15 protein-coding genes are annotated in these 14288 nt (G+C 35.5%); 9 read left to right on the top strand and 6 right to left on the bottom strand.

Annotated features, from left to right (window positions below; all coding sequences use genetic code 11):
* Positions 1–15: 15 nt before the first annotated feature.
* The 5 genes from LDX58_RS18225 to LDX58_RS18205 all read right to left on the bottom strand — a co-directional run bounded on the left by LDX58_RS18225 (position 16) and on the right by LDX58_RS18205 (position 3496).
* Positions 16–174, bottom strand: a complete 159-nt coding sequence (locus LDX58_RS18225; RefSeq protein WP_227938239.1) for a hypothetical protein — start codon at positions 172–174, stop codon at positions 16–18.
* A gap of 120 nt (positions 175–294) precedes the next feature.
* Positions 295–600, bottom strand: a complete 306-nt coding sequence (yxiS, locus tag LDX58_RS18220; protein WP_227938238.1) for a protein YxiS — start codon at positions 598–600, stop codon at positions 295–297.
* Positions 593–1303 (bottom strand): hypothetical protein, encoded by a 711-nt coding sequence (locus LDX58_RS18215; RefSeq protein WP_227938237.1) that lies wholly within the window; start codon positions 1301–1303, stop codon positions 593–595. The genes yxiS and LDX58_RS18215 overlap by 8 nt, the downstream gene beginning before the upstream one ends.
* 15 nt (positions 1304–1318) lie before the next feature.
* Positions 1319–2695, bottom strand: a complete 1377-nt coding sequence (locus tag LDX58_RS18210; protein ID WP_227938236.1) for a hypothetical protein — start codon at positions 2693–2695, stop codon at positions 1319–1321.
* A 156-nt stretch (positions 2696–2851) separates the two neighbouring features.
* Positions 2852–3496 (bottom strand): M50 family metallopeptidase, encoded by a 645-nt coding sequence (locus LDX58_RS18205; RefSeq protein WP_227938235.1) that lies wholly within the window; start codon positions 3494–3496, stop codon positions 2852–2854.
* 270 nt (positions 3497–3766) lie between these two features.
* On the opposite strand from LDX58_RS18205, the gene cls reads away from it, so the two are divergent.
* From cls to LDX58_RS18160, 9 genes are all read left to right on the top strand, one after another.
* A complete protein-coding gene (gene cls, locus LDX58_RS18200) occupies positions 3767–5212 on the top strand; it encodes a cardiolipin synthase (RefSeq protein WP_227938270.1) in 1446 nt (481 codons plus the stop codon).
* 46 nt (positions 5213–5258) lie between these two features.
* Positions 5259–6653 carry a sigma-54 interaction domain-containing protein gene (locus LDX58_RS18195; RefSeq protein WP_372459241.1) on the top strand — a complete coding sequence of 465 codons (1395 nt, stop codon included), beginning with the start codon at positions 5259–5261 and terminating at the stop codon, positions 6651–6653.
* Between the two features lie 25 nt (positions 6654–6678).
* Positions 6679–7533 carry a putative beta-lysine N-acetyltransferase gene (ablB, locus tag LDX58_RS18190; protein WP_227938234.1) on the top strand — a complete coding sequence of 285 codons (855 nt, stop codon included), beginning with the start codon at positions 6679–6681 and terminating at the stop codon, positions 7531–7533.
* A 301-nt stretch (positions 7534–7834) separates the two neighbouring features.
* Positions 7835–9229: a lysine 2,3-aminomutase gene (gene kamA / locus LDX58_RS18185; protein WP_227938233.1), complete on the top strand. Its 1395-nt coding sequence runs from the start codon at positions 7835–7837 to the stop codon at positions 9227–9229.
* Positions 9230–9259: 30 nt separating this feature from the next.
* A complete protein-coding gene (locus tag LDX58_RS18180) occupies positions 9260–9532 on the top strand; it encodes a YokU family protein (RefSeq protein WP_227938232.1) in 273 nt (90 codons plus the stop codon).
* A gap of 42 nt (positions 9533–9574) precedes the next feature.
* Positions 9575–10906, top strand: a complete 1332-nt coding sequence (locus tag LDX58_RS18175) for an aspartate aminotransferase family protein (RefSeq protein ID WP_227938231.1) — start codon at positions 9575–9577, stop codon at positions 10904–10906.
* Between the two features lie 11 nt (positions 10907–10917).
* On the top strand, positions 10918–11616 hold the full coding sequence (locus tag LDX58_RS18170) for a CoA transferase subunit A (RefSeq protein WP_227938230.1): 699 nt from the start codon (positions 10918–10920) through the stop codon (positions 11614–11616).
* Positions 11601–12317 (top strand): 3-oxoacid CoA-transferase subunit B, encoded by a 717-nt coding sequence (locus tag LDX58_RS18165; RefSeq protein WP_227938229.1) that lies wholly within the window; start codon positions 11601–11603, stop codon positions 12315–12317. The genes LDX58_RS18170 and LDX58_RS18165 overlap by 16 nt, the downstream gene beginning before the upstream one ends.
* Positions 12277–13566 carry a peptidase gene (locus tag LDX58_RS18160; RefSeq protein WP_227938228.1) on the top strand — a complete coding sequence of 430 codons (1290 nt, stop codon included), beginning with the start codon at positions 12277–12279 and terminating at the stop codon, positions 13564–13566. The genes LDX58_RS18165 and LDX58_RS18160 overlap by 41 nt, the downstream gene beginning before the upstream one ends.
* A gap of 332 nt (positions 13567–13898) precedes the next feature.
* Here the strand turns inward: LDX58_RS18160 and LDX58_RS18155 are convergent, their stop codons facing one another.
* Entirely contained in the window at positions 13899–14258 is a 360-nt protein-coding gene (locus LDX58_RS18155; protein ID WP_227938227.1) for a hypothetical protein, read from the bottom strand.
* Positions 14259–14288 lie beyond the last annotated feature (30 nt).

Here is a 14288-nt window from a genome sequence, read left to right as displayed (position 1 = left end):
TCACAATAGAAGTAGTTAAATCAAAAATGAAAGAGCAATGATGAAAATCGATGCATGGTAAAGTAGATCTAATAAATTACTGCTTAATTTTCTATTAAGCATATTAATAAACATATACCCTGAGCGAATAACTATAATAATTAAAGCGATCTTAATTAAAAGTGCTGGAATCAAGGCAGTCACCTCCTAGAAAATGAACTCTTCTAGTCTATGTTGAATCATCCGTTTAATACTACAATTATTTAAATGAACAAAATGAAAAATGAAAGGGACTACCTTATTTTTGTGCTGCTACTAGGATTGATTCTTACGTTTCTTCATTTCTTCAGTTACGACAAATGCCAGATCATCATTGCCAAATAGAGCTAACACACCTAGTAATGTTTCATCAGCGATCGATTCAGATTCATGTTTAGGTACTGTTAAATCAAGTGCATATTGGAGGGCTCCGTTTTTGACTTGGTGTGGATAGGCAGTTGTATATAGTTCAACTGGATCGATATCATGATTGATACACCATTGTGCAAAAACCAAAATCATCATCTGTTCATCTTGTTGAAAATTAGCGATCACTTTTTGTTCCATTTCTTTTTTATTCATTTTTCTCTCCTTCATTATCATCCATTAATAGAGTTAATTGTTTCAGAAATGTTTCATTGTACTGAGTAATGATATGAATCCTTGCTTTAGTAAGAGGAATGGTTTGCTTGCATTTTTTCACTTGACATGACACTTCTAGTTGATCGACCTTGACTAGATATTTCTTTCTCTTTTTACATGTTGGACATGTTGCACTTATCAGCTGAACAGTAGCTTCTTTTGAAAATTCTCCTTCTGTTTTATCTTTTGTTTCCTTTGTTAATTGTTGAAATAAAAGGGCATTCGTTGCTGCTCGACTTGTACGCTTAATAAGAGTATCAAGTGTAAGAAGTGGATTCGGGTTTCGAAGTGGATTTTTCTTAACCTTAATTTTATCATAATCATCCATTTCCAATAAGCCATACCCTTTAGGTACTTCTTCTGTTGATAATAGCCCTTTAGGTGTCATAATATAAGCATAATGAGCAATGTGATGATACCCATAATCAGAATGAAGTACCTCATCTCGAAGGAAATCGGCTCGTGTTGCTTTTACCTCAATGATGCGAGCTTCTTTTCGTTTCATATTTATACCAAGTGCATCTGCTTTAAATCGTTTCCTTTTGTAAAATAGCTTTACTTCATTCGCACATAGATCTGTTACTTTTTCTTTAAGCCAATATAAAGATTGAATCTTAAGGTGTTTATGCATATAACTTTCCATTATATAAAATCCTTCCTATAGCCAACCTAATAAATAAAAACTATATATAACACTTGTTAAAACGAGTGTAAGAATACAGATAAATATAAAATTTTGTTTAACTATGATTCTTGTTGGCTGTTCCATTAATCGTGAAGCCATTAGGACTTGACCTGAAAAGGGAGATATTTGTGTTGCTACTGTCCAAGCTACAAGTAACACTAAAGCTAAGTACTCTGGACTAACTCCGAAATTACTCGGAGACAATGCACTACCAATTCCAATAACAATTATAACAGGATGAATGCCTATTTGCGCTAGAGCTGTTGCAAGAATCACGAGTAAGATACTTAATAAGAAAACGGAACCGAGTGAAGTTTGAAATAGTAATGTAGACAAATAAATACCGATATCAGTTGAAGCCATAGCCATTCCTAAAAAGCCAGCGCTTATGAACACAGCTAATTCATTCTTTAGTCGCTCAAATGAGTGTAACACTTGTTCGGTAACATCTTGAACAAATGTTTTGAAAATTCTTGTGAAAAATGCCCACAGGAATGGCAAGAGAATGGCTAGTAATGAAACGATTGTTAACATTTTCACATCCAAAAGAAAATCAAGGATAAAAGATAAGCTAATCAGAACCACAGAAAACATAAAAAATGGACGTAATGAAGTAGTTTGTTTCTCAGTCCGTTCTGTCGATCTCTCAATAATCGGATCATCTGCAAATGATATAAAACGAAACATTAAGACACAAACGATAATATAAACGACTCCTAACAGTAATCCGAATCCACCAATGTCAAACCAAGAAAGATCAAAAAGGATAAGGACTAGCCCTACGTTTACAAAATAAGGGGACCACAACATTGAAGTAGCAAAGGCTCTCATAATTGTTAATGATAGTTTTTTATTTTGATATCCGGAGAAACTTTCTGTGATGATGCGCTTGACAATAGCCATTGAGCCAAAATTCAAGAGGACACTAATTGTAGCTGTTAGGATAAAACTAAAACGATAAGGATGCGGATCTTTCTTTTGTTGGTTAGCTTGAACTTTTTGTTTTAAAGCTGATAAATAGCCTGCCGTTGACATGAAGATACCGATTATGGGAATTAATAAAAACAATGATAATAGATTTATATTTTTTCCGAAACCTAAGATTACTGTTTGTAAATCAGCACTTTCTATGTAAAAACAAACCATTCCGGTTCCTAACAAAGCAAGAACAATCAAACGATTTACATTAGATAAGAAAAATAAAGTACTAGTTAGTAAAATGGCGGCTATCAAACTATAAATAAGTCTAAGTATTTCACTAGGGAAAAACAATTCAAATAGATAAAGAAGCGATGTAAAATAACAAAGGACACCTAGTAATCGAGTTGATTTTTGTAACGTAATGATCATCTCCTTTGACCTTAATATTCACGTATTCAATCATTGATTGAATACGTGTGGTTTCTGTTATTTCTTTATTTTAATGTTTTGATCTAGGAAGAGTAAAGGAAAATGATCATTTATCATAAATACCCCACTTTTAATAATGTTTTTATTTGATTACCTTTATATAAAATAAATAAAAACGAAATAGGTAGACAGTAAGGATTGCAAAAAAAAGATGCTTCCCCAAACAAACGCCGGTATAAAAGTGAGTTTCTGTAAGGCTTGCGCATCCCCAGCTTGTTTTGAATTGGTAAGACTTAAAATGAGAATGGTTAAAGATGCGAGAACGGATTGAACTAAAATGATACTGGCTAGTAAGTACACAATCATCTCTTTAACGGAGGTCAACTGATAATGAATAAGAAGGTAGGAACCCCCTATGTAGATAAGAAGCCAAAAAATCCCGAATTTATTCCGAACCCACAAGAGCAGGTTGATTAATGCAATCGTAAAGAGTACATAAAACAAGAAGGTTGATTCTCCATTCGCAATTAAAAAAAAGGCTAGAATGGCTATTAAAGAAGAAAAGGTATATCCCGCATAGGCGACGATGACAGAACTAAACCATGATTTTGACCCAGTATGGGCAACACCGTCAGTACTAGCATATAAGGAAATGCAGTAGACTTTGCCACTAGTTAATAATGCAGCTAGTGCATGTCCAGTTTCGTGAATAAGGGTATAAATTATGAAAAAAAAAGGTCTGACTCTAGGGATAAAAGAAATGATAATTGCTATTGCAATATAAGCATACATAAAGTCCATAAGTATTGCTCCTCCTTCACATACCATCATACCCATTTCTATTCGATTTAAGTAGATCATAGAAATTATAGTATAAGACAACTTATTTCGTTCATTTAATGTATAACATTAGCTCTACGCAAAAGACGAAGACTGGAAACAAGCGCCTTTATAGATATGAGAGGAACAACCGTAGTCATACTTTACTCAATGAAGAATTAGACAAAATTAGGAAACATGGTATCCTAGTCATATAGCTGAATACATTGAAATGGTGGAGGCTTTATGAATATGAATATGATTTCAATCATTCTCGCGATTGTTTTTTTAGTCAATATAGTACTCATACTTATGATTACTTTTCTTGAGAGAAGAAATGTTAGCTCTATCTGGACATGGGCAATAGTATTAACCTTTCTTCCTATAGTTGGTTTTATTCTGTATATTATTTTTGGTCGGAATTTAAGCCGTTCAAAGCTTTTTAGATGGGACAAGGAAAGCTATTTGCTGTTAGAAGGGTTAGTCACGGATCAGAAATCTTCTTTGAAAAATGGTTCGTATCAAATTGACGACCCGGCAATCTCAAAGTACAAAGACTTTATTATGATGAATTTAAATCAGAATTCATCTTTGCTTACTCAAAATAACAACGTAACCATTTATACAATAGGCCAAGAAAAATTTGATGCTCTTTTAGCAGACATTAAACAGGCTAAAAGACACATACATATTTTGTATTACATTATCCGCGACGATGAGCTCGGTAACAAATTAGCTGATGAATTAGTGAAAAAGGCAAAAAGCGGTGTCCAAGTAAGATTATTATATGATGATTTAGGTTCTAGGACATTAAGTAAAGCCTTTATTCATAAAATTAAATCAGCAGGGGGCGAGGTGGAAGCTTTTTTTCCATCTAAAATTCATTTTATTAATTTAACGCTTAACTTTCGTAATCATCGAAAGCTTGTCGTAATTGATGGCGAAACGGGTTATATTGGCGGGTTCAATGTTGGGGATGAATATTTAGGGTTAAACCAACGTTTCGGCTATTGGAGGGATACGCATTTAAAAATTGTTGGTGAAGCTGTTAATCATATTCAAACACGATTTATTCAAGATTGGAATCAGGCAGCAAGAAAGGAATTACTAATTAAAGATTTTCTTTTTCCTTTTACTAAGAGCTATGGACAATTTGGAATACAAATAGTTTCAAGTGGTCCAGACTCGCAATTAGAACAAATCAAGAAAGCTTATATAAAAATGATCTTAACAGCAAAAGATTATGTTTATATTCAAACACCTTATTTCATTCCAGATGAAAGCTTATTAGACGCCTTTAAAGTCGCTTGTTTTTCAGGTTTAGATGTTCGAATTATGATCCCTAACAAACCTGACCATCCATTTATCTATTGGGCAACCTACTCCAATATCGGCGAGTTGTTAAGAATGGGGGCAAAAGTTTATATCTATGATAATGGGTTTCTTCATTGTAAAACGATCGTAGCAGATGACAAAATAGCCTCGGTTGGTACGGCTAATATTGATGTACGAAGCTTTCGGTTAAATTTCGAAGTCAATGCGTTTCTCTATTCAACTGATAAAGTAAAAGAGTTAACACATCTTTTTCACGAGGATATGAAAGAGTCAAGAGAGCTTACATTAGAGGAATACGAACAGCGTTCTTCTAAAATTCGATTCAAGGAATCGATTTCAAGGTTATTGTCACCAATTTTGTAAATCGTTTGATGATGAGTATTATTTGTTTTGGAAAGGGGAGAGACTATTGTTTTTAAAACCTTTTGAAACAAAACAAATGTTTGAAGCCATATTAGGAAGCATTGATGAGGCGATTCATGTTGTTAATGCAGATGGAATAACTATTTACTATAACCAAGTGGCGGCAATTAATGATGGAGTCGAAATCGGAGAAGTTCTAGGAAAACATATTCTAGACGTATTCCCCTCATTAAATAAACAATCCAGTACTTTACTTAAGGTGATTGAAAATGGAAAGCCTATTTATCAACAGCCTCAGTCATATAAAAATATAAAAGGGCAATTTATTGATACAGTTAATACAACGTTACCTATCAAGGTTGGTAAAAGAATTATCGGTGCAGTAGAGATTGCGAAAGATTTATCAATGATAAAAAGTCTTTCGCAATCTCTTCTTGATCTTCAAGGGAAGGTTCATCCTCCAAAGTCAAAGCCAGTTTCTATTTCCGGAGCTAAATATCATTTTGATGATATTGTTACGGCATCTTCTGAAATGAAGAAAATAAAGAATTTAGCTCGGAAAGCTGCTCACACAACTTCTCCTATTATGATTTATGGAGAAACTGGTACGGGTAAAGAATTGCTTATCCAATCAATTCATAATTACTCCAATCGACAAAATGAATTATTCATCGCTCAGAATTGTGCAACCTTACCTTCAACTTTGCTTGAAAGTACATTATTTGGAACGAAGAAAGGGACTTATACGGGATCGATTGACCGAGCAGGCTTATTTGAACTTGCCCATAGAGGAACTTTATTTCTCGACGAGATCAATTCAATGACGCTTGAGTTTCAATCAAAACTTTTAAGAGTTCTTGAGGATGGGGTCATCCGGAGGTTAGGTGGAACAGAGTCTTATTTAGTTGATACTCGTATAATCGTAGCGATGAATGAGCATCCACATAGATGTATCGAAAAGCAGCAATTGAGAACTGATTTATACTATCGTTTAAATGTGATATTTATTGAAATCCCACCATTACGTAAGCGAAAAGAGGATATTTCTTTATTAGTTTATCATTTCATTAAAAAATATAATTATTCTTTCAATAAATTGGTTGTCGACATAGATTCTGATGTTTTGGAAAAGCTTGAGGCTCATCATTGGCCAGGGAATGTACGGGAACTTGAACATACTATCGAATTTGCGATGAATATGGTTGAAAATGACAAAATAACGATGGAACATCTCCCTGTGTATTTAAAGGATATACCGGTTATGAAAAAAAATCTTGCACATATAAAATCTCTTCGTTTAACCGTTGAGCAAACAGAAATTGAACTGATCAATCAAGCATTAACAAAGACAAACTATAACATTATGCAAACAGCAAAATTACTAGAGATTCCAAGACAAACACTCCAATATAAATTAAAGAAATATCAAATTGAGTTATAAGAGATAAAAGAAAGGAGTTTGAGTAATGAAACCTAATTCAGCAACGAAAGTGATTTCAACCTCTCATTTTGTGGCTAAGTTTTACCTGGACTATTTTAATGAACGACTTAGAATTGATGATTATAGAGGAAACATAGGGAAAATTGTAGAGGCTATTAGAGATGTGGTTTATGAAGAAAAGTTCTCTAAAATTATATTTCATAGTCGACCAGAACATTGGGAAGAATTGCTGTCCCATGGCTATGAACTAGAAGCTATTTTTAGTGGTTTTTTTAATGGGTCGGATAATTATACGATGTCTTACTATACAGAAAATGCTAGACGAACAAGTAACGTTTGGATTAAGGAGGATGAAATCCTTACCGGTGTGATAGCTAAAGGCAAAAAGCAAGAACAAAAACCAACACCGTCTTATTATCAATTTAGGAGAGCTACTTTATCTGATTCAAGCAAACTGGCAAACCTTTATGGAAGCGTTTTCCAAGTTTATCCTACTCCAATGGGTAACGAAGAATATGTGAAAAAAGTAATGAATGACGATACGCTTTTTTATATTGTTGAATGTAACAATGAGATTGTTAGTGCAGCATCAGCCGATATCAATAAACATTATAACCATGCTGAATTAACGGATTGTGCAACGTTAGTGGACCATCGCAAATATGGTTTAATGAAGGAGTTACTTATGAAACTTGAAGATGAGTTGAGGAAAGAAAAGATTTATTGTTCATTCTCCATTGCAAGAGCATTATCATTTGGAATGAATGCAGCCTTTTATCAGCTTGATTACACGTATAAAGGTAGATTAACAAACAATTGCTATATTTACGATAATAAACTTGAGGATATGAATGTATGGGTTAAAGATTTATCCCAGTAAGAATACTGACCTGGGAATTGAGTTGGGAAATTAGACTGCTCATTTCAGATTTGTAACGATCACCTTCACAAGAAGAGCTGCCGAGTTTTAAACTTTCTGCCAGAAATCAGGCATTATAAAAAACAATTAAATACAAATAAACTGCTCAATATTCGGCAGTTTATTTGTATTTTTATTAATAATTACGATGATAATCCTCTTTAGACAATTAATGTTAGCAATTAGTCAACATTCCTCAAGCTTAGAAAGTTGGCACGGAAATTGCTAATGAATAAGTAAGAGTGAAATAGGAGGGATCAATATGAAAATGGATTTATATGAACCGAAACGTCACTGGAAAGAAATTGAGTTGTGGAAAGATGTCACAGATGAGCAGTGGAATGATTGGATTTGGCAATTAACCAACACGATTCGTACTTTAGATGATCTAAAGAAAGTCATTCATCTAACTCCTGAGGAAGAAGAAGGAGTCCTTATATCGACGAAAACCATTCCGCTTAATATTACACCTTATTATGCATCACTTATGAATCCAGATGACCCAAGATGTCCAATTCGAATGCAATCTGTTCCAATTGGAGAAGAAATAAATAAAACAAAATACGATTTGGAAGATCCACTAGAGGAAGATGAGGACTCTCCGGTACCAGGATTAACTCATCGCTACCCGGATCGTGTACTTTTTCTAGTAACTAATCAATGTTCGATGTATTGTCGTTACTGTACACGCAGACGTTTTTCAGGTCAAATTGGAATGGGAGTTCCAAAAAAGCAACTAGATGATGCGATTAATTATATTCGTAACACACCAAAGGTACGAGACGTCCTTCTTTCAGGTGGTGACGGTCTACTAATTAATGACAAGATTCTTGAATATATATTAAAGAACCTTAGAGATATTCCTCATGTTGAAATTATAAGAATTGGAACGAGAGCACCGGTTGTATTTCCACAACGAATTACAGAAAATTTATGTAATATCTTGAAGAAGTATCATCCAGTATGGTTAAATACTCACTTTAATACATCTATTGAAATTACAGAAGAGTCCAAGAAAGCCTGTGAAATGTTAGTAAATGCGGGAGTTCCAGTAGGAAACCAAGCAGTCATCTTAGCTGGAATCAATGACAGCCTGCCTATCATGAAAAAGCTTAACCTTGACCTAGTGAAAATTAGAGTTCGTCCTTATTATATTTACCAATGTGATTTGTCTGAAGGGATAGGACATTTCCGGGCTCCTATCTCGAAAGGACTTGAAATCATTGAGGGCTTGCGTGGTCATACGTCCGGTTATAGTGTACCTACGTTTGTCGTAGATGCACCAGGAGGTGGCGGAAAAATCACTTTACAACCCAATTATATGATCTCCCAAAGCCCAGAAAAAGTCATTCTTAGAAACTTCGAGGGAGTGATTACAAGTTACCCAGAACCAAAAGGGTATGTTTCGGGTCGTGCGGATGAATACTTCGAGAATATTTATCAAAATTATAAAGAAAAACAAGGAAATACAGGTATTTCAGCGATTTTAAATGATGAGCAAATGACGATCGTTCCAAAATCATTAGAACGGTATAATCGTCGTACTAATTATCAACAATCGGAAGGATATACAACTTTAAAGGATAAACGAGAAAAAAGAGATCAAATGAAAGAGAAGAAATATCAAGCTCAGTTTAAGAAAAAGGATGAATCATAGAACGTAATCTTACTGAAAGGAGATGGAAATATGAAGTGTGAATGGTGTGAAGAAGATGGGGCAAAAGTAATCTCTTGTACGGTTTATTGGGAGCTGCCAGATGGCTCCCGTGCCATAGAAATAACAGAAACACCAGGAATTTACTGTAAGTCCTGTGGGATGGAATATCAAACGGAAAGCACAATTATTCAATTAGAAGATCAATTAATGATTATTGATACAAAGAACCTTGAGAAAACAATAACATATACGCAATTAATGGCTCAACCCAAATTATTAAAACACAATTATTTCCGTTTTTAAAATAATGTGTTGCCCTTCATTTAAAAAGAGAGAGGGATCGTGATGAAAGAATCATTATTAATTAAACCAATGATGAATGATTTCTATCCTAAAGCAGTTCGTGGCTCAGGCATTTATTTATACGACGATCAAGGAAAGAAATATATAGATGGATCATCGGGTGCTATTACAGCAAGTATCGGCCATGGCGTGAAAGAAATCATCAAAGCTATGCATGACCAATCTAAGAAACTTTCTTTCGTATATCGATCACAATTTACATCTGATCCTGCAGAAGAGTTGGCATTTAAGCTTAACGAGCTAGTAGGAGCTGAAGAACGGTACTGGTCGTTTTTTGTCAATAGCGGTTCTGAGGCAACAGAAACGGCTATGAAGATAGCAATTCAACATTGGCAAGAACAAGGGGATTATAAGAAAACGAAAATACTCTCTCGTTGGATTAGTTATCATGGCATTACCATTGGTGCTTTATCGATGTCTGGGCATGTGGGAAGGAGAGAACGGTTCCAACCACTTTTAGAAGACTACCCATCTGTTTCTCCGCCATATTGCTACCGTTGCCCATTCAATAAGTCCTATCCAAGTTGTGATCTAACTTGTGCAACTGAACTTGAAACGGCAATTAATCGCATCGGTTCTATGCAAATTGCTGCCTTTATTGCAGAACCGATAGTTGGTGCAGCTGGAGGAGTTATTGTACCTCCAGAAGGCTACTATCAAAGAATTAAACAGATTTGCGAAAAGCATAATATCTTATTTATTGCAGATGAAGTAATGACTGGCTTTGGTCGAGCAGGGAAGATGTTTGCGATGGATTATTGGGGTATTAAGCCTGATATTATCGCTCTTGGCAAAGGAATGAGTGCAGGATATGCCCCAATAGCAGCTACTCTAGCAAATGAAAAGGTCGTGAAGCCAATAATCGAAGGATCAAACTCAGTTATGAGTGGCCACACGTATAGTGCAAATCCACAATCTACTGCAGTTGCATTAGCTGTTATTAACTATATAGAAAAGCATCATTTGGTCGAGAAATCCTCTGAAAACGGTAAGTATTTAATGACTAAATTACAATCAATGGCTAAATCACAACGACTAATTGGTGATATTCGCGGGAAAGGTTTAATGATTGGAGTAGAGTTTGTAGCAAATCAACTCACAAAAGAACCATTTCCAACCGGGGAAGGATTAACGAATAAAGTGATTAAACGTGCTAGAGAGAAAGGGCTACTCCTCTACCCGGCATCAGCAGGAGTAGATGGCAGGATGGGAGATGCCATTATTATTGCTCCTCCCTTACTAATAAAAAAGAAGGAAATGAAACAAATAGTAACTATTTTTGATGAAGTTTTACAAGGAATTCAGGCTGGATAGGAGTGGCGGATATGGTCAAACCGAAAAATACTTCTAGTAAAATCGGTACACTCGATGAGGCGTTGTCAAAAATTAGTGATGGATGCACCTTAATGTTTGGTGGATTTGGGGGCGTGGGGAATCCACCGACATTGATTAATGGAATGATCGAAAAAGATATTAAAAATTTAATCTTAATTGGAAATGACGCTGGCTTTCCTCATATTGGAATTGGGAAAATTGTCAGTCAAGGTAGAGCGAGAAGATTAATTGCATCACATATTGGATCAAATCCTGTTGCTGGGCAGTTAATGGTTGACGGTAAATTAGAAGTTGAATTTTCACCACAAGGAACGTTGGCTGAACGAATTCGTGCAGGAGGGGTGGGTCTTGGGGGAATCATAACTGATATTGGGGTAGGAAGCATTATTGAGGAGGGAAAAGAAAAAGTTTTTATTGATGGAAAGGAATATTTAATTGAAACAGCTTTAACAGCGGATGTTGCCATTGTTTCCGCAAAAAAATCTGATTATTACGGTAATTTAGTGTATGAGACAAGTGCCCGAAATACGAATCCATTGGTCGCCATGGCTGGAACCTACACAATTGCCGAAGTAGATGAAATTGTTCCACTCGGGGAATTAGAACCCACTGAGATTGTAACACCAGGTATATTCGTAGACATGGTGATTGAAAGCAAAGGAGTCGATTGGAAATGGTCATGGGAATAGACATCCGTAATCGAATGGCCAAACGAGCAGCTGAAGAAATAGCAGATGGTATGGTTGTTAATTTAGGGATTGGTATTCCTTCCCTTGTTGCAAATCATATTCCAACTTCTTTTAATGTCATGTTTCATGCCGAAAATGGCATTCTTGGTATGGATAAGTCACCTCAAAAAGGGCTAGAAGATCCACTGCTTTGTAATGCTGCCGGACTTCCAGTTACGATCAAGCCAGGAGCATCTTTCTTCGATAGTGCGACAGCTTTTGGCATGATAAGGTCCGGGTATATTGATATGACCATTTTAGGTGGTTTAGAAGTAAGTGAACAGGGTGATTTAGCTAATTGGATTGTTCCTGGAAAAAGAGTGCCTGGTATAGGCGGGGCGATGGAGCTAGCAAAAAAGGCAAAGAAAGTAATTGTTGTCATGAACCATACAAGTAAAAAAGGAGAGCCGAAAATCCTAAAAGAGTGTCGGTTTCCTTTAACAGCAAAAGCTTGCGTTGATATGATCATTACGGATATGGCTGTGATTCATAGAACAGAACAAGGGTTAATATTAAGTGAGGTAATGGCACCACATACAGTTGAAGACGTCATTCAACTAACTGAAGCTCCCTTATTAGTACCTGATTCAATTAGAATTGTGAAAGATTGCAGGGAGGAGAATGGAGATGAACAAGGAAATAGAGTTAAGAAAACAAATTAAACAATGGCTTTTCGAAAACAAGAATGCTGGTATACAATTGCTTCAAAAATTAGTGCAAGCAGAAAGTACACAAGGAAACGAAGCAAAAGCGCAAAATATTATTTTGGAAACATTAACTGGCATGGGGTTGGATGTTGATTTATGGGAACAAAAGGGGAACGAATTAAAGAAGCATCCTTATTTTGCATCATCTCGTTCCGACTTTACTGGAAGTCCTAATGTGGTAGGTGTCTTAAAAGGAAAAGGGGAGGGCCGGTCAATCATTTTAAATGGTCATATTGATGTTGTTCCAGCAGGAGACAAAGAGCAATGGGACGTTGAGCCGTACAGTGGTGCGATTAAAGACGGCAAAATGTATGGTCGGGGCGTAACCGATATGAAAGGCGGAAATGTTTCTCTTCTCTTAGCGATTCAAGCCCTTCAAGCATTAAACATTAAACTAAAAGGCGATGTTATTTTTGAAAGTGTTATAGAAGAGGAAAGTGGCGGCTCTGGAACATTATCATCTATTTTAAGAGGTTATAAAGCGGATGCAGCTCTAATTCCTGAACCCACAAATATGAAAATCTTCCCCAAACAACAAGGTTCGATGTGGTTCAGATTACACGTCAAGGGGCGGTCTGCTCATGGTGGTACTCGTTATGAAGGAGTCAGTGCAATTGAGAAAAGTATGGTTGTCATTAACCATATAGCGAAATTAGAAACGAAAAGAAATAAACGAATCTCAGACCCTTTATATAACAAAATCCCTATCCCAATTCCAATCAACATTGGAAAGATTGAAGGCGGTGATTGGCCATCGTCTGTTGCAGATCTGGTAAAGATAGAAGGTAGAATGGGAGTAGCACCAGATGAACCTATTGAAGATGCAAAAGAGGAAATGGAGAAATGGATTAATAGATTAGTTGAGAAAGACCTTTGGTTTAAGCGACATCCTGTTAAGCTTGAGTGGTTTGGGGCAAGGTGGTTGCCAAGTTCGATAGAGGTAGATCATCCTCTAGTACATTCCTTATCTAATAATTATTTAACCGTATTAAACCAGTCCCCTATTATTGAAGCATCTCCGTGGGGAACAGACGGGGGGTTATTAACCGAGTTAGGTGATACACCATCAATTATATTCGGACCGGGTGTAACAGAAAAAGCACATTTCCCTAATGAATATATTGTTCTTGATCATGTATTTGAAGCAGCAGAAATTATTGCCTTAACGTTATTAGATTGGTGTGGGATCTATAGTGATAAGTAGTTTGAGTTTGAATGTAAGCATATAAAATTAAACAAAACGCTTTTTTCTGTTAGATTCCAAAAAATTAATGAATTAGAGAGTTTAGAATTTGAAGAGGTATACTAAAATTTTTAATTTAACTAACGTTAAAAAGCGCAATGGGATCATTAAAATCCATTGCGCTTTTAACTGTTTAATCTATTAAACTGGGAGAGATTTAATGTCTTTTATTAGACATACTACATTAATCTAAAATTTTATTTTATTTCTCATAAGATCAAATATCGCATGAGTAAATTCTATTCCTTGATATAAGAAAATACTAAGAGCGCAAGCTGAGAAAATACAAATGGTTAGTGCACGTAATAATAGCATATCGTTTCCTCCGTTCTACTTATTTTTACAAAGAAAACGAATGCTTCTAAAAAGTTGTTCGACTGATAAAATACGGCCAATAAAAAATGTTTTGCTTGGTGAGAGATTAGTCTTTTTCTAAGTAAAAAAAAGATATGGATTACTAGAAAAATGCCAAGTACCATCAATGGTATTAGTCCATTTTGGCTTTTTGAGAACAAATTTTCTTGTGTAGTCAAATCTTGACTAACCATTACGTGGTCATAGACATACGCTGAACCTTTGGTTGGATAGAAAAATGATGTAGAGGATGCAGATAATAATATGATACCAGATAGCAATAACCAGATTGTTTTCATATCTGTCACCTCTTCTAAGTAAGAACATAA

The organism is Alkalihalobacillus deserti, assembly GCF_020734105.1.
GTDB classification, from domain to species: Bacteria; Bacillota; Bacilli; order Bacillales; family Bacillaceae_D; genus Halalkalibacter; species Halalkalibacter deserti.
Note: the sequence above shows the minus strand (reverse complement) of the source record. Positions and strands in the feature narration are given on the sequence as shown.

What these genes read in the sequence shown, in the direction of transcription:
- yxiS (WP_227938238.1), bottom strand. Translation starts at nt 600, where the DNA reads ATGAATAAAAAAGAAATGGAACAAAAAGTGATCGCTAATTTTCAACAA.
- LDX58_RS18215 (WP_227938237.1), bottom strand. Translation starts at nt 1,303, where the DNA reads ATGGAAAGTTATATGCATAAACACCTTAAGATTCAATCTTTATATTGG.
- LDX58_RS18210 (WP_227938236.1), bottom strand. Translation starts at nt 2,695, where the DNA reads ATGATCATTACGTTACAAAAATCAACTCGATTACTAGGTGTCCTTTGT.
- LDX58_RS18205 (WP_227938235.1), bottom strand. Translation starts at nt 3,496, where the DNA reads ATGGACTTTATGTATGCTTATATTGCAATAGCAATTATCATTTCTTTT.
- cls (WP_227938270.1), top strand. Translation starts at nt 3,767, where the DNA reads ATGAATATGATTTCAATCATTCTCGCGATTGTTTTTTTAGTCAATATA.
- ablB (WP_227938234.1), top strand. Translation starts at nt 6,679, where the DNA reads ATGAAACCTAATTCAGCAACGAAAGTGATTTCAACCTCTCATTTTGTG.
- kamA (WP_227938233.1), top strand. Translation starts at nt 7,835, where the DNA reads ATGAAAATGGATTTATATGAACCGAAACGTCACTGGAAAGAAATTGAG.
- LDX58_RS18180 (WP_227938232.1), top strand. Translation starts at nt 9,260, where the DNA reads ATGAAGTGTGAATGGTGTGAAGAAGATGGGGCAAAAGTAATCTCTTGT.
- LDX58_RS18175 (WP_227938231.1), top strand. Translation starts at nt 9,575, where the DNA reads ATGAAAGAATCATTATTAATTAAACCAATGATGAATGATTTCTATCCT.
- LDX58_RS18170 (WP_227938230.1), top strand. Translation starts at nt 10,918, where the DNA reads ATGGTCAAACCGAAAAATACTTCTAGTAAAATCGGTACACTCGATGAG.
- LDX58_RS18165 (WP_227938229.1), top strand. Translation starts at nt 11,601, where the DNA reads ATGGTCATGGGAATAGACATCCGTAATCGAATGGCCAAACGAGCAGCT.
- LDX58_RS18160 (WP_227938228.1), top strand. Translation starts at nt 12,277, where the DNA reads ATGGAGATGAACAAGGAAATAGAGTTAAGAAAACAAATTAAACAATGG.
- LDX58_RS18155 (WP_227938227.1), bottom strand. Translation starts at nt 14,258, where the DNA reads ATGAAAACAATCTGGTTATTGCTATCTGGTATCATATTATTATCTGCA.